The sequence below is a fragment of the Escherichia sp. KCJ4928 genome (genome assembly GCF_004352695.1).
In the GTDB taxonomy this organism is placed as follows: domain Bacteria; phylum Pseudomonadota; class Gammaproteobacteria; order Enterobacterales; family Enterobacteriaceae; genus ECMA0423.
This window is the reverse complement of record NZ_SJWV01000071.1, coordinates 1-20,110: the sequence shown is the minus strand read 5'-3', so window position 1 is coordinate 20,110 and position 20,110 is coordinate 1. Positions and strand designations below refer to the sequence as shown.

The following is a 20,110-nucleotide window of genomic DNA, read 5'->3' as shown; positions in this document are numbered from 1 at the left end:
ATGTTCACTGTCACCCGCTCAACAGATCACGGTTATCGTTCGTTTTTTATACTGCTCAGGGATAAAAAAAGGCCCCTGTTGAAATTGCAGGGGCCTGGTACGAGCAAGCATCATATTGGGCGACATGATGCAACGGTAAAAATCATTTGGCCTGATGGCGTTCAATGATTCCTTTCATTTCAGCAACCGCCGCCCCGTCTACGATATAACGCGAATACTCGTCCGCGTGTTCATCTGATGACATGGACAATCCTTGATTACGATAACGCATCGGTGAGGCTTGCCACGCTCCCGCGGAGCTATGGACTTCCAGCACTCCGGCATCGAGGAAGTGGTGCAGGTTTTCTGCACGGACTCCTGCTCCGGCCATAATGATTGGAGCATCACGATGGGCAATAAGTTCCATAATTTTTGATAAACCTTGCAGTGAGTCTGATTTTTGCCCTGATGTCAGTACCCGGGCAATGCCCAATTCCGCAAGATTATTGAGTGTATATAAAGGGTTAGCGCACATATCGAAGGCGCGATGAAAAGTCACTGCCAGCGGACCGGCAGCAGCCATTATTTTTTCCATTCGTGGCATATCGACATTCCCGTCAACATCGAGAACGCCCGTCACCAGTCCAGGAAAACCTAATTCGCGGACCGTGCGCACATCCTCAAGAATGGCGGCAAACTCACCGTCGCTGTAGCAAAAATCACCACCGCGTGGGCGAATTATCGGATGCACAGGGATCGTCACCCGCTGGCGCACGGATTTCAGTACCCCCAACGACGGCGTTAAGCCCCCCTCTTTTGGGGCTGCGCATAATTCAACTCTGTCTGCGCCGTTTTGCTGCGCCGTTAGTGCACATTCCATGCTGTAACAGCAAATTTCCAGTAATGCCATTTTTGCTCCTTAATTACGCTGACTGCTCGCTGGCAACGATCTCTTCAATGGACCACGGATGAAACTTAATAGTTGTTTTGCCATCGGTGACCGCCAGCGTCGGATTCGGTAATCGCTCATGCTCACCTTTTGGTGAACTGGTTTTAACTGAGATCCCCGGTAGGCTGAGTCCTTCATCAGAAAGCAAAGCCAGCGCACGGGCATTCAGCGTTTCTGGATCACCCGGCAGAACGATTTCAATATGTTCCCAACCTTCGTGTGGGTAACGTTTTTCCCCGGGCCACGGTAGCTCCACAATAGAAAACTGCCAGTGCGCAACCTGTACCGGTTCATGCAATTTAAACAGACAAATCGGTCTGCCATTGATCATATTTTCTGACAAAAGCTCGCCACACTGTTCAAACCCGCGACGCCAGCGCTCAGCGGTGACGTTTTGATGGCAACGCAAAGAAATGTGATCGGCAGTCAGCGGAGTGATATTCAACCCCAGACGGCGGGAAAGTTCATCTAATGCGTGGGTAAATCGCGGTAAATCCGATGCAATATCCTGCAGCTCATCGATAGATTGCCAGTTCGCCATAATCACTCTTCGTCTTTCAGTAAAAGCGTTAATTTACCCTGTTGCCCTGTGTCAACCAACCGCTGATTTCACGCCGCTTCTGATGCAATAGTGAAAACGGCAATACGCCACGCGCACGTTGCTGACGAAAACAGCCATTTGCAGTATACTCCCGCCCTAATTTCTTTAACTGGTGCGGGCAATTTTTGCTCGCTTCATCAATGTAAGGTATTCCGGTGAATATTCAGGCTCTTCTCTCAGAAAAAGTCCGTCAGGCCATGATTGCGGCAGGCGCGCCTGCGGATTGCGAACCGCAGGTTCGTCAGTCAGCAAAAGTTCAGTTCGGCGACTATCAGGCTAACGGCATGATGGCAGTTGCTAAAAAACTGGGTATGGCACCGCGACAATTAGCAGAGCAGGTGCTGACTCATCTGGATCTTAACGGTATCGCCAGCAAAGTTGAGATCGCCGGTCCAGGCTTTATCAACATTTTCCTTGATCCGGTATTCCTGGCTGAACATGTTCAGCAGGCGCTGGCGTCCGATCGTCTCGGTGTTGCTACGCCAGAAAAACAGACCATTGTGGTTGACTACTCTGCGCCAAACGTGGCGAAAGAGATGCACGTCGGTCACCTGCGCTCTACCATTATTGGTGACGCAGCAGTGCGTACTCTGGAGTTCCTCGGTCACAAAGTGATTCGCGCAAACCACGTCGGCGACTGGGGCACTCAGTTCGGTATGCTGATTGCATGGCTGGAAAAGCAGCAGCAGGAAAACGCCGGTGAAATGGAGCTGGCTGACCTTGAAGGTTTCTACCGCGATGCGAAAAAGCATTACGACGAAGATGAAGAGTTTGCCGAGCGTGCACGTAACTACGTGGTAAAACTGCAAAGCGGTGACGAATATTTCCGCGAGATGTGGCGCAAACTGGTCGACATCACCATGACGCAGAACCAGATCACCTACGATCGTCTCAACGTGACGCTGACCCGTGATGACGTGATGGGCGAAAGCCTCTACAACCCGATGCTGCCAGGAATTGTGGCGGATCTCAAAGCCAAAGGTCTGGCAGTAGAAAGCGAAGGGGCGACCGTCGTATTCCTTGATGAGTTTAAAAACAAGGAAGGCGAACCGATGGGCGTGATCATTCAGAAGAAAGATGGCGGCTATCTCTACACCACCACTGATATCGCCTGTGCGAAATATCGTTATGAAACACTGCATGCCGATCGCGTGCTATATTACATCGACTCCCGTCAGCATCAACACCTGATGCAGGCATGGGCGATCGTCCGTAAAGCAGGCTATGTACCGGAATCCGTACCGCTGGAACACCACATGTTCGGCATGATGCTGGGTAAAGACGGCAAACCGTTCAAAACCCGCGCGGGTGGTACAGTGAAACTGGCCGATCTGCTGGATGAAGCCCTGGAACGTGCACGCCGTCTGGTGGCAGAAAAGAACCCGGATATGCCAGCTGACGAGCTGGAAAAACTGGCTAACGCGGTTGGTATTGGTGCGGTGAAATATGCGGATCTCTCCAAAAACCGCACCACAGACTACATCTTCGACTGGGACAACATGCTGGCGTTTGAGGGTAATACCGCGCCATACATGCAGTATGCTTACACGCGTGTATTGTCCGTGTTCCGTAAGGCAGAAATTAACGAAGAGCAACTGGCTGCAGCTCCGGTAATCATCCGTGAAGATCGTGAAGCGCAACTGGCAGCTCGCCTGCTGCAGTTTGAAGAAACCCTCACCGTGGTTGCCCGTGAAGGCACGCCGCATGTGATGTGTGCTTACCTGTACGATCTGGCTGGTCTGTTCTCTGGCTTCTACGAGCACTGCCCGATCCTCAGCGCAGAAAACGAAGAAGTGCGTAACAGCCGTCTGAAACTGGCACAACTGACAGCGAAGACGCTAAAGCTGGGTCTGGATACGCTGGGTATTGAGACAGTAGAGCGTATGTAATCGATTTTTCGTGAGAGTAAAGCCTGATCAGGGTTACCTGATCAGGCTTTTTTATTGCCATCTAAATGTATTCTGAAAATGGACATGCCATTGTTTTCTGACTGTTGGATAAGAGGCCAGAAGCGTAATATCCGGCCCCAGGGAAACGATAACGGTTGAATTTAAGGAATACCGCAGTGTTTAAATTTCTTGTATTAACATTAGGCATTATCTCTTGCCAGGCTTACGCAGAAGATACGGTTATAGTAAACGACCATGACATTTCAGCCATCAAAGATTGTTGGCAAAAAAATTCAGATGATGATACTGACATTAACGTGATCAAATCATGCCTGCGACAAGAATACAATCTCGTCGATGCGCAATTAAATAAAGCCTATGGTGAAGCTTATCGTTATATAGAACAAGTGCCACGCACAGGTGTAAAAAAACCTGATACCGAACAACTTAACTTGCTTAAAAAATCACAGCGAGCCTGGCTGGATTTTAGGGACAAAGAATGTGAATTAATCCTTTCAAATGAGGACGTTCAGGATTTAAGTGACCCTTATTCTGAATCAGAATGGCTCTCATGTATGATCATACAGACCAATACGCGAACTCGCCAGTTGCAGCTATACCATAACTCTGAAGATTTTTATCCAAGCCCTTTGACAAGAGGATAATTCACATCTTTTTGGCATGTTTTGTTGCAAGCTATTCCTGATAAATAATTGCAACAAGACATCGAGCCTTTTTCACTGAGTTATTAAACATACTCGCGAGCGCGTAATTTTTTTGTCCTTCAGCGATAATTCACAATCACTTCATTACGTTGTACCTTTAGCGGTGGAATTAACCGCCCACCGCCTGGCACTTCCCAGATAAATCGCAACGGTTCTGCTGCCGCTATACCGGAAAAGGCCACGGTGGTTCCGCTCTGCCCCTCTAATTCGACACAACGAGATTGCGAACACAAGCGAACCCGCAGTCCTGAAGGTGTCGGGCCGATAAGCTGATAACGCCACGCTACCAGCGTCATCAATCCTGAAGCAGGTTGTCGCGTAGAAAGAGGCGCAGACGACATCGACTCACCGCGATGATTTAGCGTAATTCCTACACTACTTGCCTGCCACATCCCCTCCCCGGCGGCTTGCACCAGCAGCGGAAACAATAATATTGCTAATAAGGTTCTCATTATTTGCCGCCAATTGTCGCCGTCATGCGGATATGTCGGTTATCAGACAGTTCCAGATTCGACAGGACCACTAACTGCGGCAAGCTGCGGCGCAGGAAGCGAGACAATAATGGTCGCAGCGCGTGGTTCACCAACAATACTGGCGGCGCACCCAGCATCTCCTGACGGGATAGCGCTTCCTGAGTTTGCGCCAGTAAACGATCCGCCAGCCCTGGCTCCAGTCCTCCCCCGCCCTGCAGCGCCTGTAGTAACAAACGTTCCAGCGGTGTATCGAGGCCAATAACATGGACTTCATCTTTGCCAGGAAACCACTGCTGGGTAATCGCCCGTCCCAACGCCACGCGCACGACGGCGGTTAATTCATGTGGATCGCTTTGGATGGGCGCATGTTCCGCCAGCGTTTCGAGAATGGTGCGCATATCGCGAATCGGTACTTTTTCATCGAGGAGATTTTGCAGCACTTTATGCAGTGTGGTGAGCGTGACGACGCCAGGAACGAGATCTTCCGTCAGCTTTGGCATCTCCTGGGCGACGCGATCCAACAGCTGTTGCGCCTCCTGACGACCAAACAGCTCTGCGGCATGCTGGCTAATGAGGTGGTTAAGATGCGTTGCTACCACCGTGCTGGCCTCAACCACTGTGTACCCCTGAATCTGCGCCTGTTCTTTTAGCGCACTTTCAATCCAGATAGCATTCAGGCCAAATGCCGGATCGACGGTCGCCTCACCAGGTAACGTCCCGGCAGCGGTTCCAGGGTTAATCGCCAGCCAGCGCCCCGGATAAGCATCACCACTGCCAATCTCCACGCCTTTCATCAAAATGCGATAGCGGGCAGGTTGCAGATCCATATTGTCGCGAATGTGCACCACTGGCGGCAGAAATCCCATCTCCTGGGCAAATTTCTTGCGGATACTGCGTATACGGCCCAACAACTCACCATCCTGCTGGAAATCGACCATCGGGATCAGTCGATAACCCACTTCCATTCCCAGAGAATCTTCCAGTTGTACATCGTTCCACGTCGCTTCGACAACGGTATTATTCTCTGCCATTTTTACCGGTTTGGGTTCGGCAGGCGCTTTTTGTTCGCGTCCGCGTATCCACCAGGCCAGCCCCAGCAATCCGGCAGTGAACAGCAAAAATACCAGGTTCGGCATTCCAGGCACCAGGCCGAGTAAACCGAGCACGGCGGCGCTTAACAACATAACGCTTGGGTTACTGAAAAGCTGATTCACCATCTGCTCGCCAACATCCTGATCGGTGCTGACACGCGTAACGATGACCCCCGCGGCGGTAGAAATCACCAGCGCTGGAATTTGTGCCACCAGACCGTCGCCAATGGTCAATAGCGTATAACTTTCCGCCGCGTGTCCCATGCTCATGCCATGTTGCAGCACGCCGACCAGCAACCCGCCGACAACGTTAATGACCATGATGAGGATCCCGGCGATGGCATCGCCGCGAACAAACTTACTTGCCCCGTCCATTGAGCCGTAAAAATCGGCTTCCTGAGTCACTTCGGAGCGGCGTTTTTTCGCCTCATCTTCACCAATCAATCCAGCGTTAAGGTCGGCGTCAATCGCCATCTGCTTACCCGGCATACCATCGAGAACAAAGCGCGCACCCACTTCTGCGATACGCCCGGCACCTTTGGTAATGACCATAAAGTTGATGATCACGAGAATGACAAACACCACGATACCGATAGCGAAATTGCCACCAACGAGGAAGTGACCGAATGCTTCGACCACCTTCCCAGCCGCCGCCGCGCCGGTATGCCCTTCCATCAAAATGATACGGGTTGAAGCCACGTTAAGTGCCAGACGCAACAACGTAGTAAACAACAGAATGGTCGGAAACGCAGCAAACTCAAGCGTGCGCTGGGTAAACATCGCCACCAGCAACACCATGATCGACAAGGCAATATTGAAGGTAAACAACAGGTCGAGTATGAATGCGGGCAGTGGCAGCACCATCATCGACAAGATCAACAGGATCAAAATCGGTCCGGCAAGGATCTGCCATTGTGTCGATTTCAGGTTTGCGGGCAGGCGCAGCATCGCGGCCAGATTACTCATGGGTCGGTTTCTCGTTAATAAAATCCAGGGCTTCCGGCACCGGAAGATGAGTAGGTTGTACAGGGCGCTGTCCACCAGTCAGACGCCAGCGTTTCAGTTGCCAGACCCAGGCCAGCACTTCCGCCACCGCGGCGTACAGTTGACCCGGGATTTGTTGACCAATCTCCGCATGTCGATACAGCGCTCGCGCCAGCGGCGGCGCTTCAAGCGTCGGGACGTTATTTTCAGCGCCAATTTCACGAATGCGCAGCGCGACCAGCCCTGCACCTTTAGCGACCACTTTCGGTGCGCTCATTTTGTTTTCGTCATACTGCAACGCTACCGAATAGTGGGTCGGGTTATTGACAATGACATCCGCTTTCGGCACATCGGCCATCATCCGACGCCGTGCAGCAGCTCGCTGCATCTGACGGATCCGCCCTTTAACATGAGGGTCACCTTCGCTTTGTTTGAACTCATCACGAATATCCTGCCGTGACATACGCAGCTTTTTCAGGTGGCTGAATATTTGGAAAAAGACGTCAAATCCCACCATTGGAATGACACCAAGCACCACCAGCAGTGCGCATAGCCCTACCAAATCCATCGCATTACCCATGGCGGTAATCGGAGACTCGGCCATCAAGCGCATCATCTGCGGCCAGTGATGCCAGAGAAAAAACCCCGTCACGCTGCCAACCAGGATGGTTTTCAAAATTGCTTTAAGCAACTCCGCGCCAGTCTGAGCCGAGAACATCCGTTTAATGCCCGGTAGCGGGTTGAGTTTGGAAAACTTCGGCTGCAAGGATTTGCCGCTAAATACCAGCCCTCCCAGCATGACCGGAGAAATGAGCGCCACCAGCACCACGCCGCTAATCAGCGGCAGCAGCGCCAGCATGGCTTCTCTGATCAGCAGAATAATCTGCCCGAGGATCAGATTCGGGTCATTGATAATACTGTGATCAAAATGCAGCCCAGCGGAGAGCATGCCCGACAATCGACGGGCCAGCGACACACCGCCAAACCAGATAACACTAACGCCCACCAGCAAAATCAGCAGTGAGGTCAGTTCACGGGAACGCGGGATTTGCCCCTCTTCCCGCGCTTTTTCTAGTCGGTGAGGTGTGGGGGCTTCTGTTTTGTCGTCGCTCTCGTCAGACACGTCGCCAATCCTGGAAAGAGTATTAAGCGTGAATGATGCCAGAGCGCAAAGCGTTCAATGGTTTGAGTAAGGGGCAAAACAGGCGGGATTTAGGGCTTTTGCTGCCACACATCAAGCATAGTGTGCGTTTGTCGGATGCGGCGTCATCGCCTTATCAGACCGCCTGATATGACGTGGTCACGCCACATCAGGCAATACAAATCAAAATCCAAGACTATCCAACAAATCGTCCACCTGATCCTGACTGGCTACCACACCGGCTTTGCTGGTATCGACCTGAGGTCCATTAAGCAAACTCTGGTTTTCACGTTTTGGACGCGACTCCTGTTCCGGGATGTTTTCCAACAGCACCATCAGCAACTGGCGTTCGATCTCCTGAATGACATCCATCATCCGCTTAATGACCTGCCCGGTGAGATCCTGAAAATCCTGCGCCATCATGATTTCCAGCAGTTGCGCGTTAGTAAAGCTGGTATGCGCGGGTACATCTGCCAGAAATTGTCGTGTATCTGTTACCAGTTCACGGGCGTCGGCAAGGTCAATCGGATCGGCAAACCAGTCATCCCAACGTTGGGTTAACGCTTTTGCTGATTTCTCCATTTGATCCTGATGCGGTTGTGACGCCTCAACACTGTTCAGCGCCCGCTCCGCAGCCTGGGCGGTCATCTGCACAACATAGTACAAACGATCGCGCGCATCGGGGATGGCTTCCGCCGCTTCGGCAATGGCCTGATCCAGCCCCAGTTCCCGCAAACTGTCGCGCAGCATACGCGTCAGGCTGCCGATGCGCGCAATGATATCGCCAGCTGAATGCTCGTCAGCAGGTTTGATTGATGGTTGCATCATAGTCGCATCCTCACATGCCCAGTTTCTCAAAGATTTTGTTGAGTTTTTCCTCCAGCGTCGCGGCGGTAAATGGCTTCACCACATAGCCACTGGCCCCCGCTTGCGCCGCAGCAATGATGTTCTCTTTCTTCGCTTCTGCAGTCACCATTAACACTGGCAATGCCGACATCGCGCCATCCGCACGAATTGTTTTCAGCAATTCCAGGCCATCCATATTGGGCATGTTCCAGTCGGAGATAACAAATCCATAACCGCCTGCCTGCAACTTATTGAGAGCGTCGACGCCATCTTCCGCTTCCTCAACATTATTGAATCCCAGCTCTTTCAGCAGGTTACGCACTATGCGTCGCATGGTGGAAAAGTCATCCACAACCAAAAATTTAAGTTCTTTATCCGCCATTTCACACTCCTGATTTAAATACGTATCGCCTGTCCGGCACTAATTTTTGCCAACATTTGCTGGCTTACCTGGCTAAGATCGACCACTTCGCAGACACCACCCATATTGATGGCCTCGCGCGGCATGCCGAACACCACGCAACTTGCTTCGTTTTGCGCAAGGGTCCATGCCCCCGCCTGACGCATCGCCAACATTCCCGCCGCGCCGTCGTTGCCCATACCGGTCAGGATCACCCCAACCGCATTACGCCCCGCCTGTTTGGCGACAGAATGGAACAACACATCTACCGAAGGCCGATGACGGTTAACCGCCGGGCCATCGTGAATTTTGATTTGGTAATTTGCGCCACTACGCGACAGCTCCATATGCCGATCGCCCGGCGCAATATAGGCATGCCCCGGCAAGACACGTTCTCCGTCTTCGGCTTCTTTAACCCCGATCTGGCAAAGCTTATTAAGTCTGTCGGCAAAAGAGCGGGTGAAACCGGGCGGCATATGTTGGGTAATTAACAATGCCGGGCTGGAAAGCGGCAACGGTTGCAGTACGTGACGAATTGCCTCAGTTCCACCCGTTGAAGCACCAATCGCAATCAGTTTTTCAGAACTCAACAACGGACCCGCCTTCAGCGTTGTCGGTGCTGACAATGGCTTATGTGCTGCAAGGCTCGCCTTTGCTGCTGTACGCACCTTTTCAGCAATCATTTCGCTATACGCCAGCATTCCTTCGCGAATACCCAGTTGCGGTTTGGTGACAAAATCTATCGCCCCCAGCTCCAGCGCGCGCAGCGTGACTTCTGACCCTTTGCCAGTCAGGGAAGAAACCATCACTACGGGCATTGGACGCAAACGCATTAATTTTTCGAGGAAATCCAGTCCGTCCATCCGCGGCATTTCAACATCCAGCGTCAGCACATCGGGATTGAATTTCTTAATCAAGTCACGCGCGACCAGCGGATCAGGCGCGGTCGCCACCATTTCCATGTCGCTATGGCTGTTGATGATTTCTGTCATGATCTGGCGCATCAGTGCCGAATCATCGACAGATAACACCCTGATTTTGCTCATCTTTAATCCTTACTTAGCGCATACACCGTCTGACCACGCAGCGTGAAGCGGCGCTCAAGGTGGCTAAAGTTTTCAGAGTGACCCGCAAACAGCAATCCGTCGGGTTTAAGGAGCGGAACAAAGCGGCGCAAAATCTCCTGCTGGGTATTTTGATCGAAGTAGATCATGACGTTACGACAGAAGATCGCATCAAACGGCCCCGGCACGGTGTACTGTTTCGCCAGTAGATTCAGCGGGGCAAAATCAACATAGTTCGCCAGCTCCTGACGCACGCGTACCAGCCCTTCATGCGGTCCCGTCCCTCGCATGAAATACCGTTGCAGTTGCTGCGGCGTCAGGTTTTTCAACTCTTCATGGCGATAAATACCGCTTCTGGCTTTTTCCAGCACTTCGGTGTCGATATCACTGGCAAACACTTTCCAGCGTCCGGGCGCGGTGCCCAATGTGTCAGCCAGCGTCATCGCAATGCTGTACGGCTCTTCGCCGGTCGAAGCCGCCGCGCTCCATACGCGATACTCGCCAGAACGGCGACGTGCGTGATCCGCGAGCAGAGGGAAATGGTGTGCCTCACGGAAAAATGCCGTCAGATTCGTGGTCAGCGAATTGATAAACGCCTGCCACTCACCGCTGTGCTGATTAGATTCCAGCAAGTTCAGATAATGACCGAAATCCGTCAGTCCCAGCGAACGCAAACGACGAACCAGTCGGTTGTAAACCATGTCGCGTTTATGGTCAGCCAGAACGATCCCGGCTCGTTGATAGATCAATTGACTTATCCGCCGAAAATGCGCGTCGGAAAGCGCCAGGCGCTCGGTCATCTGTAACAATAAAGACGTTTGCCCACAGGGCAGAGATGAAGTCATAGCGCCTTCTCAATCACTTCAGGATACCACTGGCGCAATTTGTAACTGCGCCGACTCATGTCGTGCTACTTCATGTTCTTCAAGGGTAAATACCGCCACACGCGACGAAAGATGGTCGGCCTGATTCGCCAGTTGTTCCGTTGCCACCGCCGCTTCTTCTACCAGCGAGGCGTTCTGCTGAGTCACCTGATCCATCTGGCTGACAGCCTGTGCAACCTGCTCAATCCCCCGCTGTTGTTCTTCCGACGCAGAGGCAATTTCTCCCATAATGTCGTTCACGCGGGTCACCGAACTGACAATATCGATCATGGTCGCGGCGGCGTTATTCACCAGTTTCGAACCCTGCTGGACACGATTGACTGACTCTTCGATCAGCCCTTTGATCTCTTTTGCTGCCTGCGCGCTACGGCTGGCAAGATTGCGCACTTCACCTGCCACTACCGCAAAACCACGCCCCTGCTCTCCGGCGCGAGCCGCTTCCACTGCCGCATTCAGGGCCAGAATATTGGTCTGGAAAGCAATTCCGTCGATAACGCTGATAATGTCGCCAATTTTTTGCGAGCTGGTGGCGATCTCCTGCATGGTGTGAGTCATGGTACTGACCTGAACACCGCCCGCCTGCGCCGTTGTCGCGGCATTTTTTGCCAGTTCCGACGCCTGTCGTGCGTTATCGGCGTTTTGCCCTACCGTGGCGGTTAATTGCTCCATACTGGCGGCCGTTTGTGCCAGCGATGCCGCCTGCTGTTCGGTACGACTTGAGAGATCGTTATTGCCTGCGACAATCTCCGCGATACCAATGTGCATCTCCTGGCTTCCCTTACGCACATCACTTACCGTCCCACGCAAAGCCTGCTGCATGGTCTTCAGACTGGCAAAAATGGCGGTGATCTCATTACGACCATATACCGCAATCGGACGCGCCAGATTACCCGCAGCAATGCTGTCAAAATGGCTACCGATAATGGCCAGTGGTTGAACAATCATCTTGCGCGTCCACCACAGCGCACTGCTGATGTAGATTGCCGCAACAATAATCATGCTGATAAACACCAGTGCCGAAATCTGATAGTTACGCTGGCTTTGCGCACTGGCGGCTTCCAGCACATGGTTGATCTCCAGCTGCCAGGCCTCAAAGTTAACGTCAAACGCATTCTGTGATCCCTGCACCGGCGCAGTGAGGAAATCCGAAAGTTGATTACTTTCAAGCCAGGTCGCCTGATGTTCGAGATCGTTGTGCCAGCGGGCAAAACTTTTCTCCGTCTCTTTTTGCAATGCCCTGACGTGCTCGTTGCCCGCAGTCATCGCCATAAAACTTTTAAACAGCGTGGTGGATTGCGTCAGACTGGCGCGCGCCGTCGTCATCAACGTTTTAATGTCATCCGCCGGATAGCTAAGTGCCGTCAGAGTGCCCGCTTTGTTCAGCGCGGTACTGGCCTGTAACATTACCGCCCGAGTTTGCGCTAATGCCGCACGTTGCTGATTGCTCTGCTCGACCTGATTCAGTCGTTGCAAATCGTCGCGAAATGCCCAAAAAGACATGCCGTTACTGCCAATCTGCAAGATCCCGCAGAGAATCAAAATTAAAAACAGCGTGGTCGAAATTCGAATACGATTAAACATCAACGCTCCCCATCAGGCGGCAATGACCGCGTTAGTAAATACTCGTCAAAATGTTTCCCAGTTTGGATCTTGTTCAGCAATTCGCAGTCGTGGCTGAGCCGGTGGTTGCTCACTGGCAGGACGGGATGGTGTTTGCGGTTTATTGGTGAGTGGGCTGGCTGCCAGACGGAACGCGGAAACCGCTTGCGTTAAACGACTCGCCTGTTCTTCCAGCGCAGCGGCGGCGGCAGCTGATTCCTGCACCAGCGATGCGTTCTGTTGCGTGACGCGATCCATTTCCGAAACCGCCAATGCGACTTGATCGATGCCACGACTCTGTTCATCCGATGCCGATGCAATCTCGCCCATAATGTCAGTCACGCGAGTGACAGCATTGACGATATTGTTCATTGTTTCCCCGGCGCTTTCGACCAGCACCGAACCGGTATCAACGCGTGAGACGGAGTCTTCAATGAGGGCTTTGATCTCTTTTGCCGCCTGGGCGCTGCGACTGGCAAGATTACGCACTTCACCCGCCACCACGGCAAAACCACGGCCCTGTTCACCCGCACGCGCGGCTTCAACCGCGGCATTCAGCGCGAGGATATTAGTCTGGAAGGCAATACCGTCGATAACGCTGATAATGTCGGCAATTTTCTTCGAACTATCGGCGATCTCATGCATCGTTTTCACTACGCCATCCACCACTTTGCCGCCGTGCTGGGCGGTGTCGGAGGCACTTTGCGCCAGTTGCGAGGCCTGGCGGGCGTTATCGGCGTTTTGCTTCACTGTCGCGGTGAGCTGCTCCATGCTGGCGGCAGTTTCTTCCAGCGCGGATGCCTGCTGTTCAGTACGGGAGGAAAGATCGGTGTTGCCCGCCGCAATTTCACGGGTACCGGCATAGATGGCATCTGAACCTTCGCGGACATGAGTGACGGTGTCAGTCAAAGAGCGTTGCATATGTGAAACGCTCTGCGCCAGGTCGCCCATTTCACTGCGCCCGTCAATGGTCAGGGTATTCGCCAGGTTACCACCGGCGATTTCGCGAATGTGAGCAATAATTTTTGCCAGCGGAGTAAGCAACATACGGCGAATGCCGTACCACGCCACCAGCAGAATCAATACCACCACCAGCGCGATAACCGCCAGTTGCCACTGGGCAAATCGGTAATCATCTGCGTTGTCAGTGACGATATCGCGATACAGTTTTTCACTGCTGAGGGCGTACTGAGCAAACGCTTCGCCCATTGCATTTTGCATTCCCTGGGTTGGCTGAGCGAAATAAGCTCCAGTATTGCCATAATCTAGATAATCAATCAGTTCAGTTAACGCTGTGTAATAGTTTTTATATTTTTCATCAATATTACGACTGGTAGCGACCATTTCAGGTAACGGTGCCATGCTTTTGAATTTTTTATAATGCGTCGCTGCCTGCGCCAATGTTTTCCTGGCGCTATCGAGCAATTCAACTTTGGCGTTACTTTGTTGATTAGAGGAATCCATCATCATCCGCACCGCTGAACGACTCAGGTTAATGCGCGTTTGCAGCATTAAATCCCAGGTTGACGTCAGCTCGCCCTGCTGTTCCCGCAATTGATTGGAAACCACAAAGCTCTTCTGGCTATGGTGAAGGGAAGAAAAAAACAGACTGCCGGAAATAAGCTGTAACAGTGCGAATACCCCCAGCACCATTACCAACAGCGTGACTACGCGGATACGGTTAATCATAAGGCACCTTCCTGAAAACAAGTTGATCTCGTTATCGGCAAGAAGGGGGGAAACTTTATTGCTGATGCCACCCGCCGCGAAATTGAAATAAAAAACCCGATGCGCAGATCATCGGGTTCATTTCAATTGAGGAAATCGGGAGAATTACGCCACTTCTGACGCCGCGCTATCTAACAGCGCCATCTCTTCGCTGTTCAGCAGTTTTTCGATGTTCACCAGAATCAACATACGGTCGCCCAGTGCGCCCAGTCCAGTGAGATATTCTGTTGAAAGCGTCACGGCAAACTCTGGTGCCGGACGAATTTGCTCCGCCGTCAATGAAAGCACGTCTGAAACGCCGTCAACCACGATGCCGACCACCCGCTGTCCGAGATTCAGGACGATAACTACCGTGTTGTCGTTATAGTCCACATCCACCTGGCTGAACTTAATTCGTAAGTCAACAATCGGCACAATAACGCCGCGCAGATTCGTGACGCCTTTGATAAACGCTGGCGTGTTCGCAATCCGTGTTACCTGATCGTAGCCACGGATCTCCTGCACTTTCAGGATATCAATACCGTACTCTTCATCACCAAGGGTAAATACCAGAAATTCCTGGCCTGACGGCTCGCTGGCCAGCTTTGTTACATTCGTCATACCGGTCATATTGTTACCTTTTTACTCATTCAGGCGGCGGTGTTCGCCATACGTTGTTCGCGGTTTATCGCCTGCAAGGCGGAGACATCAACAATCAGTGCCACGCTGCCGTCGCCAAGAATGGTCGCAGCAGAAATGCCGGGGACTTTGCGATAGTTACTTTCAAGGTTTTTAACCACAACCTGGTGTTGACCAATTAATTGATCCACCAGCAAGGCGTAGCGGCGACCGCCACTTTGTAAGATCACAACAATTCCCTGGGTGGCTTCGGTTTTCGCGCCCGCGACGTTGAACACTTTCCACAGTTCGACGATGGGCAGATATTCACCCCGCACTTCCAGCACCCGCTCGCCGCCGGCCAGTGGATGCAGATCGGCTTCACGGGGTTGCAGTGATTCCATGACAGCATTCAGCGGCAGAATGAAAACTTCATCCGCAACGCGTACGGACATGCCGTCGAGGATGGCCAACGTCAGCGGCAGTAAAATGCGGATCGTAGTGCCAGTACCCTGCTTCGACTGGATTTCGACATGACCGCCCATCTCCTGGATATTACGTTTAACGACGTCCATGCCGACGCCGCGCCCGGAGACGTCGGTGACCTGCTCCGCCGTGGAGAAGCCAGGTGCAAATATCAGCATTGCAACTTCGTCGTCGCTCATGTTTTCGCTGACAGTCAAACCTTGCGAGGCCGCTTTTGCCAGAATTCGCTCACGGTTTAGCCCCGCCCCATCGTCGGTCACTTCAATGCAAATGTTGCCGCCCTGATGTTCGGCAGACAGAATTAAATTTCCGACGCTGTTTTTACCTGCGGCGAGCCGTTTTTCTGGCAGTTCAATACCGTGATCGAGGCTATTGCGTACCAGGTGGGTCAGCGGGTCGATAATGCGTTCTATCAGGCTTTTGTCGAGTTCAGTAGAACTGCCCACCAGCGTCAGTTCTACCTGCTTGCCGAGTTTTCCCGCCAGATCACGCACCAGCCGGGGATAGCGACTAAAAACATATTCCATCGGCATCATGCGAATCGACATCACTGATTCCTGCAAATCACGGGCGTTACGTTGTAACTGCCCCATGCTGGTTATCAAATCACCATGATTAACCGGGTCCAGTTCGCTGGAACGCTGGGCAAGCATGGACTGGGTGATAACCAGCTCGCCGACGAGGTTAATTAATTGATCAACCTTTTCTACCGCTACACGGATGCTGGTGGATTCATTGCTGCGCGTCGTTTTTTCCCGCTCCACGCGGCCGGTTGGCGCTTGTTCGGCTGCCAGTTTAAGCACTGGTGGGGTGGATATTTTTGGCGAGACTTCTACTGTTTCAAAAGTAATCTGATCGGCTTCAATCACAAAACAGAGTACCGCTGTGATGTCATCTTCGGCAATGTCGCCCGGTAATATTGCCGAGAGCGAATCCGCCCCTTTCACCACGTCAGTTAACGTTGTCAGATGTCCCAGTTCTTCTTCCAGCAGGTCGACTTCCCCGGCCTTCAGGCGCGAAAGGATAATTCGTCGCGGCGACTGACTGCGACTCTGCTCATCTTGCGGTTCACTTTTGGCAACCACACTTAATCGGGTCACTGCGGATGGCGTTTCGCCTTTCGCTTCTAATGCCAGTTGACGCAAGGCCTGGCAGATATAATCGAAGCTGGCGGCATCCGGCTCTTGCGACTGTTTATAAGCGTCGAGCTGTTCTTGCATGATGTCCTTCGTTTCCAAAAACAGATTGATAATGTCGGTGTTGAGTTGCATCTCACCTCGTCTGGCTTCATCGAGCAGGTTTTCCATCAGATGCGTGGTTTCCTGCAAAACGCTGAAGCCAAAAGTTCCTGCCCCTCCTTTGATCGAGTGGGCAGCCCGAAAGATGGCATTCAATTGTTCGGCATCTGGCGCTTCCGGCTGCAAAACCAGCAGATGCTGCTCCATGTCAGCCAACAGTTCGTCCGCTTCATCAAAAAATGTCTGATAAAAATCGCTTATATCCATGCTCACGCTGTCACCTCGGTTCGGCTGATGGCATTGTGGGAACACTGACCTGTGGTGCAACCTCAGGTTTTTCCAGGGCGCTTACTGGCTCATTCTGGCTTTCGGCGTTTTCATGCAAAATGGCCTGTTCGGCTTGTTTGTTCAGTACCAGCAGGCTGATGCGACGGTTGACGGCATCATCAGGTCCGCGATCGCTTAAGCGCATCGTTGCCGCCATGCCGACAACACGTAACACTTTGCCGCTATCCAACCCGCCGACCATCAGTTCGCGGCGGGATGCATTGGCCCGATCGGCAGAAAGCTCCCAGTTGCTGTAACCTTTCTCACCGCTGGCGTAGGGAAAATCATCGGTATGACCTGAAAGGCTAATACGGTTGGGAATACCGTTCAGTACAGGCGCGATGGCGCGCAGAATGTCGCGCATATAGGGTTCGACATCGGCACTGCCGGTTCTAAACATCGGGCGATTCTGGCTATCGATGATCTGAATACGTAGACCTTCCTGGACCAGATCGATTTTGAGATGTGGACGCAACGCCCGCAGTTTCGGATCGGACTCTATCAACTGGTCGAGATCACCCCGCAATTTCCGCAATCGACTTTGCTCCATGCGTTTTTTCAACTCTTCGATGTTCGGCTGCTTATTCACTTCCCCCTGGCTTTGGGTGTAATCATCACCACCGCCGGGAATTGGGCTTTCACTATTAGAAATGCGATCGCCGCCCGTAACCGCAGTCGCCAGTGGAGTCCGGAAATACTCCGCAATCTGAATCAGCTCTTTTGGGCTGGAGATGGAGATCAGCCACATCACCAGAAAAAAGGCCATCATCGCAGTCATAAAGTCGGCATAAGCAATCTTCCACGATCCATGTGCTGCCCCGTGGCTTTTGGCTTTGCGTCGTTTGACGACAATAATCGGATGCGCTTGATTCTTCATGCTTCCTCGGTTGTCGTCTGTTGTTGCGGATTTTTCACCGCACGCACATGCTCTTCCAGTTCAATAAACGACGGACGTTCGCTGGAATAGAGCGTTTTGCGACCAAACTCAACGGCGATAGGCGGTGCGTAACCGTTCAGATTAGAAAGCAGAGTGACTTTGACGCACTGCATCATTTTGCTGGTTTCGGCGCTTTTCTGACGTAAAACAGTCGCTAATGGGGAAATAAATCCGTAAGCCAATAAAATGCCGAGGAAAGTCCCCACCATCGCATGTGCGATAAGCGCACCCAGCTCGGCGGCAGGACGATCGGCTGAACCTAACGCGTGAACGACCCCCATTACAGCCGCAACAATACCAAACGCCGGAAGTGAGTCCCCGACCAGCGCCAGACTGTTCGCCGGGACTTCTGCCTCGCTTTCGTGCGTCTCAATCTCTTCATCCATCAGGGCTTCGATTTCGAAGGTGTTCATGTGACCGCTGATAATCAGGCGCAGATAATCGACGATAAAATCAAGCATGACGCTATCCGCGAGGATGCGTGGGTAGCTGGCGAAGATCTCGCTCTCACGGGGATTTTCAATATCACGTTCCAGCGAAAACATCCCCATCTGCCGCGATTTCGCCATCAACCGATAAAGCAGAGCCAGCAGATCCATATACATTGCTTTGGTGTATTTGGAGCGACGAAACAGCAACGGCAGCGCTTTCAGCGTGCCTTTAATCGCTTTGCCATTATTGCCGACGATAAACGACCCAATCCCTGCACCGGCAATAATCACCAGTTCAGCGGGTTGATAGAGTGCTCCAAGGCTTCCACCGGTCATCAAATAACCGCCGAAAACTGTACCGAGAACAACCAGGTAACCTAATAAGATAAGCACGACATCATCCTTCCACTGTTGACCATGACAGGATGTTCAGTCATCAGGCGTTAACGCGCGATTGGGGCAAAAAAAAGCAGCGGTACGTCGTTACCGCTGCTGGAATGTTGCGCCACACCGTATCAGTTAAACAGCCTGTACTCTCTGTTCATCCAGCAGTTGTGGGATAATATCGGCAGGATTCTGGGAAAGTTTACGTCTTTTTACTGCCCGGGATGGCGGTTGACATAAGCTGCAGGCAAAGCTGCCAACAGGCTGGTGAGCGTGGGTAATAAAATTGCCGCCGCAGCAGTTGCAGCTGGAAAGTTGCAGTAATCCACTTTCAACAAACCGCACCAATGTCCAGGCACGGGTTAATGCCAGCAGTGGTCCTTCTTCTGCTTGTGGGCACTGTTCAAGGTATAAACGGTAGGCTTTGATCACCGCATCGACGCCATTACACAAACCTGTTTTCAGTAAAAACTGCCATGCATTACAGAACATCGAAGCATGAACGTTTTGTTCCCAGGTCATAAACCAGTCGGTTGAGAATGGCAGCATGCCTTTCGGCGGTGGGCTTCCGCGCAGTTCTTTATAAAGTTTTATCAGGCGTCCGCGACTTAACTGTGTTTCGCTTTCCAGCATCTGCAAACGAGCGCCCAGGGTGATCAATTCCATTGCCAGCTGAATATCCCGCGCTTCCTGAACAATGCTTTTTTCACTCATGATCAGGCTCTTTTCTTGCGCAGCGCTTCTTCAGGCTGATTAACATCATTCAGCAAGCGTGTTGAGAGCATGATGCCGGTATGAATTTGCTGGAGATCGTCAACGCGGGAATCTTGCGTCAACTGAGTAATCGTCTGGTGGCTGTCAAAACGGAAGTGACAAACCAGTTGATTGGTTTCTGCCAGCTTAACCATTTGCGGAAGAGTCAGTGCCGCTAACGTTGTCGCCATTTCTTCATTTATGCCGAGACGAAACATAGCGGACGCTTTGTCCTGAACAATCAAACGCTGTGCAAGTAGTAAATATGACAAGTTGATGTCATAAATGTGTTTCAGCAACTCGGAGGTATGCATTATTCCCACCCAGAATAACCAACTTTATTTTTATGCGGTTTCACCGCACCCCGTGATGTCGCCGGGAAGCCCCGGTAAAAAATAATTAGCATTAGAATAGTTGCGATAAGCTGCAATAAGCAGAACCACCTTTTTGGTTTAATATGTCCTTACAAATAGAAATGGGTCTTTACACTTATCTAAGATTTTTCCTAAATCGACGCAACTGTACTCGTCACTACACGCACATACAACGGAGGGGGGCTGCGATTTTCAATAATGTGTGATGCAGATCACACAAAACACTCAAT

At 51.9% G+C, this 20,110-nt stretch carries 20 protein-coding genes; 2 read left to right on the top strand and 18 right to left on the bottom strand.

Features of this window, described 5'->3' with window-relative positions:
• Positions 1–142 precede the first annotated feature (142 nt).
• Both cutC and E0D98_RS12470 read right to left on the bottom strand, forming a co-directional pair.
• Positions 143–889, bottom strand: a complete 747-nt coding sequence (gene cutC, locus E0D98_RS12475; protein WP_001185742.1) for a copper homeostasis protein CutC — start codon at positions 887–889, stop codon at positions 143–145.
• 13 nt (positions 890–902) lie between these two features.
• Positions 903–1,469 carry a VOC family protein gene (locus E0D98_RS12470; RefSeq protein ID WP_001326063.1) on the bottom strand — a complete coding sequence of 189 codons (567 nt, stop codon included), beginning with the start codon at positions 1,467–1,469 and terminating at the stop codon, positions 903–905.
• Positions 1,470–1,684: 215 nt separating this feature from the next.
• Between E0D98_RS12470 and argS the strand changes: the two genes are divergently transcribed.
• Positions 1,685–3,418, top strand: a complete 1,734-nt coding sequence (gene argS / locus E0D98_RS12465) for an arginine--tRNA ligase (RefSeq protein WP_050877030.1) — start codon at positions 1,685–1,687, stop codon at positions 3,416–3,418.
• Between the two features lie 41 nt (positions 3,419–3,459).
• Here argS and yecV read toward each other — a convergent pair whose 3' ends face one another.
• The gene (gene yecV / locus E0D98_RS27905) at positions 3,460–3,504 is read right to left on the bottom strand and encodes a protein YecV (RefSeq protein ID WP_211180499.1); all 45 of its coding nucleotides are present in this window, start codon (positions 3,502–3,504) and stop codon (positions 3,460–3,462) included.
• Between the two features lie 90 nt (positions 3,505–3,594).
• Here yecV and E0D98_RS12460 point away from each other — a divergent pair, with 90 nt between their 5' ends.
• The gene (locus E0D98_RS12460) at positions 3,595–4,083 is read left to right on the top strand and encodes a lysozyme inhibitor LprI family protein (RefSeq protein ID WP_001315683.1); all 489 of its coding nucleotides are present in this window, start codon (positions 3,595–3,597) and stop codon (positions 4,081–4,083) included.
• A gap of 119 nt (positions 4,084–4,202) precedes the next feature.
• Here the strand turns inward: E0D98_RS12460 and flhe are convergent, their stop codons facing one another.
• The 15 genes from flhe to flhD all read right to left on the bottom strand — a co-directional run bounded on the left by flhe (position 4,203) and on the right by flhD (position 19,820).
• A complete protein-coding gene (flhe, locus tag E0D98_RS12455; protein ID WP_001259583.1) occupies positions 4,203–4,595 on the bottom strand; it encodes a flagellar protein FlhE in 393 nt (130 codons plus the stop codon).
• On the bottom strand, positions 4,595–6,673 hold the full coding sequence (gene flhA, locus E0D98_RS12450) for a flagellar biosynthesis protein FlhA (protein ID WP_000066983.1): 2,079 nt from the start codon (positions 6,671–6,673) through the stop codon (positions 4,595–4,597). Before flhA ends, flhe begins: the two co-directional genes overlap by 1 nt.
• On the bottom strand, positions 6,666–7,814 hold the full coding sequence (flhB, locus tag E0D98_RS12445; RefSeq protein ID WP_050877031.1) for a flagellar biosynthesis protein FlhB: 1,149 nt from the start codon (positions 7,812–7,814) through the stop codon (positions 6,666–6,668). The genes flhA and flhB overlap by 8 nt, the downstream gene beginning before the upstream one ends.
• 201 nt (positions 7,815–8,015) lie before the next feature.
• The gene (gene cheZ / locus E0D98_RS12440) at positions 8,016–8,660 is read right to left on the bottom strand and encodes a protein phosphatase CheZ (RefSeq protein ID WP_000983609.1); all 645 of its coding nucleotides are present in this window, start codon (positions 8,658–8,660) and stop codon (positions 8,016–8,018) included.
• A gap of 10 nt (positions 8,661–8,670) precedes the next feature.
• Complete coding sequence (gene cheY, locus E0D98_RS12435; RefSeq protein WP_000763867.1) at positions 8,671–9,060, bottom strand: chemotaxis response regulator CheY; 390 nt, start codon at positions 9,058–9,060, stop codon at positions 8,671–8,673.
• Between the two features lie 14 nt (positions 9,061–9,074).
• A complete protein-coding gene (gene cheB, locus E0D98_RS12430) occupies positions 9,075–10,124 on the bottom strand; it encodes a protein-glutamate methylesterase/protein glutamine deamidase (RefSeq protein ID WP_000036378.1) in 1,050 nt (349 codons plus the stop codon).
• Between the two features lie 2 nt (positions 10,125–10,126).
• Positions 10,127–10,987: a protein-glutamate O-methyltransferase CheR gene (cheR, locus tag E0D98_RS12425; RefSeq protein WP_000204335.1), complete on the bottom strand. Its 861-nt coding sequence runs from the start codon at positions 10,985–10,987 to the stop codon at positions 10,127–10,129.
• Positions 10,988–11,005: 18 nt separating this feature from the next.
• A complete protein-coding gene (gene tap, locus E0D98_RS12420) occupies positions 11,006–12,607 on the bottom strand; it encodes a methyl-accepting chemotaxis protein IV (protein WP_000483220.1) in 1,602 nt (533 codons plus the stop codon).
• Between the two features lie 45 nt (positions 12,608–12,652).
• Positions 12,653–14,314 (bottom strand): methyl-accepting chemotaxis protein II, encoded by a 1,662-nt coding sequence (gene tar / locus E0D98_RS12415; RefSeq protein WP_001297437.1) that lies wholly within the window; start codon positions 14,312–14,314, stop codon positions 12,653–12,655.
• 144 nt (positions 14,315–14,458) lie between these two features.
• Positions 14,459–14,962 (bottom strand): chemotaxis protein CheW, encoded by a 504-nt coding sequence (gene cheW, locus E0D98_RS12410; protein WP_000147302.1) that lies wholly within the window; start codon positions 14,960–14,962, stop codon positions 14,459–14,461.
• 20 nt (positions 14,963–14,982) lie between these two features.
• Positions 14,983–16,947: a chemotaxis protein CheA gene (gene cheA / locus E0D98_RS12405; protein WP_001300654.1), complete on the bottom strand. Its 1,965-nt coding sequence runs from the start codon at positions 16,945–16,947 to the stop codon at positions 14,983–14,985.
• A 4-nt stretch (positions 16,948–16,951) separates the two neighbouring features.
• Positions 16,952–17,878 carry a flagellar motor protein MotB gene (motB, locus tag E0D98_RS12400; protein WP_000795630.1) on the bottom strand — a complete coding sequence of 309 codons (927 nt, stop codon included), beginning with the start codon at positions 17,876–17,878 and terminating at the stop codon, positions 16,952–16,954.
• The gene (motA, locus tag E0D98_RS12395; protein WP_000906340.1) at positions 17,875–18,762 is read right to left on the bottom strand and encodes a flagellar motor stator protein MotA; all 888 of its coding nucleotides are present in this window, start codon (positions 18,760–18,762) and stop codon (positions 17,875–17,877) included. The genes motB and motA overlap by 4 nt, the downstream gene beginning before the upstream one ends.
• A gap of 126 nt (positions 18,763–18,888) precedes the next feature.
• A complete protein-coding gene (flhC, locus tag E0D98_RS12390; RefSeq protein WP_001291603.1) occupies positions 18,889–19,467 on the bottom strand; it encodes a flagellar transcriptional regulator FlhC in 579 nt (192 codons plus the stop codon).
• Between the two features lie 2 nt (positions 19,468–19,469).
• On the bottom strand, positions 19,470–19,820 hold the full coding sequence (gene flhD, locus E0D98_RS12385; protein WP_001295647.1) for a flagellar transcriptional regulator FlhD: 351 nt from the start codon (positions 19,818–19,820) through the stop codon (positions 19,470–19,472).
• Positions 19,821–20,110: the final 290 nt, after the last annotated feature.

What these genes read in the sequence shown, in the direction of transcription:
- flhe (WP_001259583.1), bottom strand. Translation starts at nt 4,595, where the DNA reads ATGAGAACCTTATTAGCAATATTATTGTTTCCGCTGCTGGTGCAAGCC.
- tar (WP_001297437.1), bottom strand. Translation starts at nt 14,314, where the DNA reads ATGATTAACCGTATCCGCGTAGTCACGCTGTTGGTAATGGTGCTGGGG.
- flhC (WP_001291603.1), bottom strand. Translation starts at nt 19,467, where the DNA reads ATGAGTGAAAAAAGCATTGTTCAGGAAGCGCGGGATATTCAGCTGGCA.
- E0D98_RS12470 (WP_001326063.1), bottom strand. Translation starts at nt 1,469, where the DNA reads ATGGCGAACTGGCAATCTATCGATGAGCTGCAGGATATTGCATCGGAT.
- cheR (WP_000204335.1), bottom strand. Translation starts at nt 10,987, where the DNA reads ATGACTTCATCTCTGCCCTGTGGGCAAACGTCTTTATTGTTACAGATG.
- motB (WP_000795630.1), bottom strand. Translation starts at nt 17,878, where the DNA reads ATGAAGAATCAAGCGCATCCGATTATTGTCGTCAAACGACGCAAAGCC.
- tap (WP_000483220.1), bottom strand. Translation starts at nt 12,607, where the DNA reads ATGTTTAATCGTATTCGAATTTCGACCACGCTGTTTTTAATTTTGATT.
- flhD (WP_001295647.1), bottom strand. Translation starts at nt 19,820, where the DNA reads ATGCATACCTCCGAGTTGCTGAAACACATTTATGACATCAACTTGTCA.
- cheB (WP_000036378.1), bottom strand. Translation starts at nt 10,124, where the DNA reads ATGAGCAAAATCAGGGTGTTATCTGTCGATGATTCGGCACTGATGCGC.
- cheY (WP_000763867.1), bottom strand. Translation starts at nt 9,060, where the DNA reads ATGGCGGATAAAGAACTTAAATTTTTGGTTGTGGATGACTTTTCCACC.
- flhA (WP_000066983.1), bottom strand. Translation starts at nt 6,673, where the DNA reads ATGAGTAATCTGGCCGCGATGCTGCGCCTGCCCGCAAACCTGAAATCG.
- cheZ (WP_000983609.1), bottom strand. Translation starts at nt 8,660, where the DNA reads ATGATGCAACCATCAATCAAACCTGCTGACGAGCATTCAGCTGGCGAT.
- cutC (WP_001185742.1), bottom strand. Translation starts at nt 889, where the DNA reads ATGGCATTACTGGAAATTTGCTGTTACAGCATGGAATGTGCACTAACG.
- cheW (WP_000147302.1), bottom strand. Translation starts at nt 14,962, where the DNA reads ATGACCGGTATGACGAATGTAACAAAGCTGGCCAGCGAGCCGTCAGGC.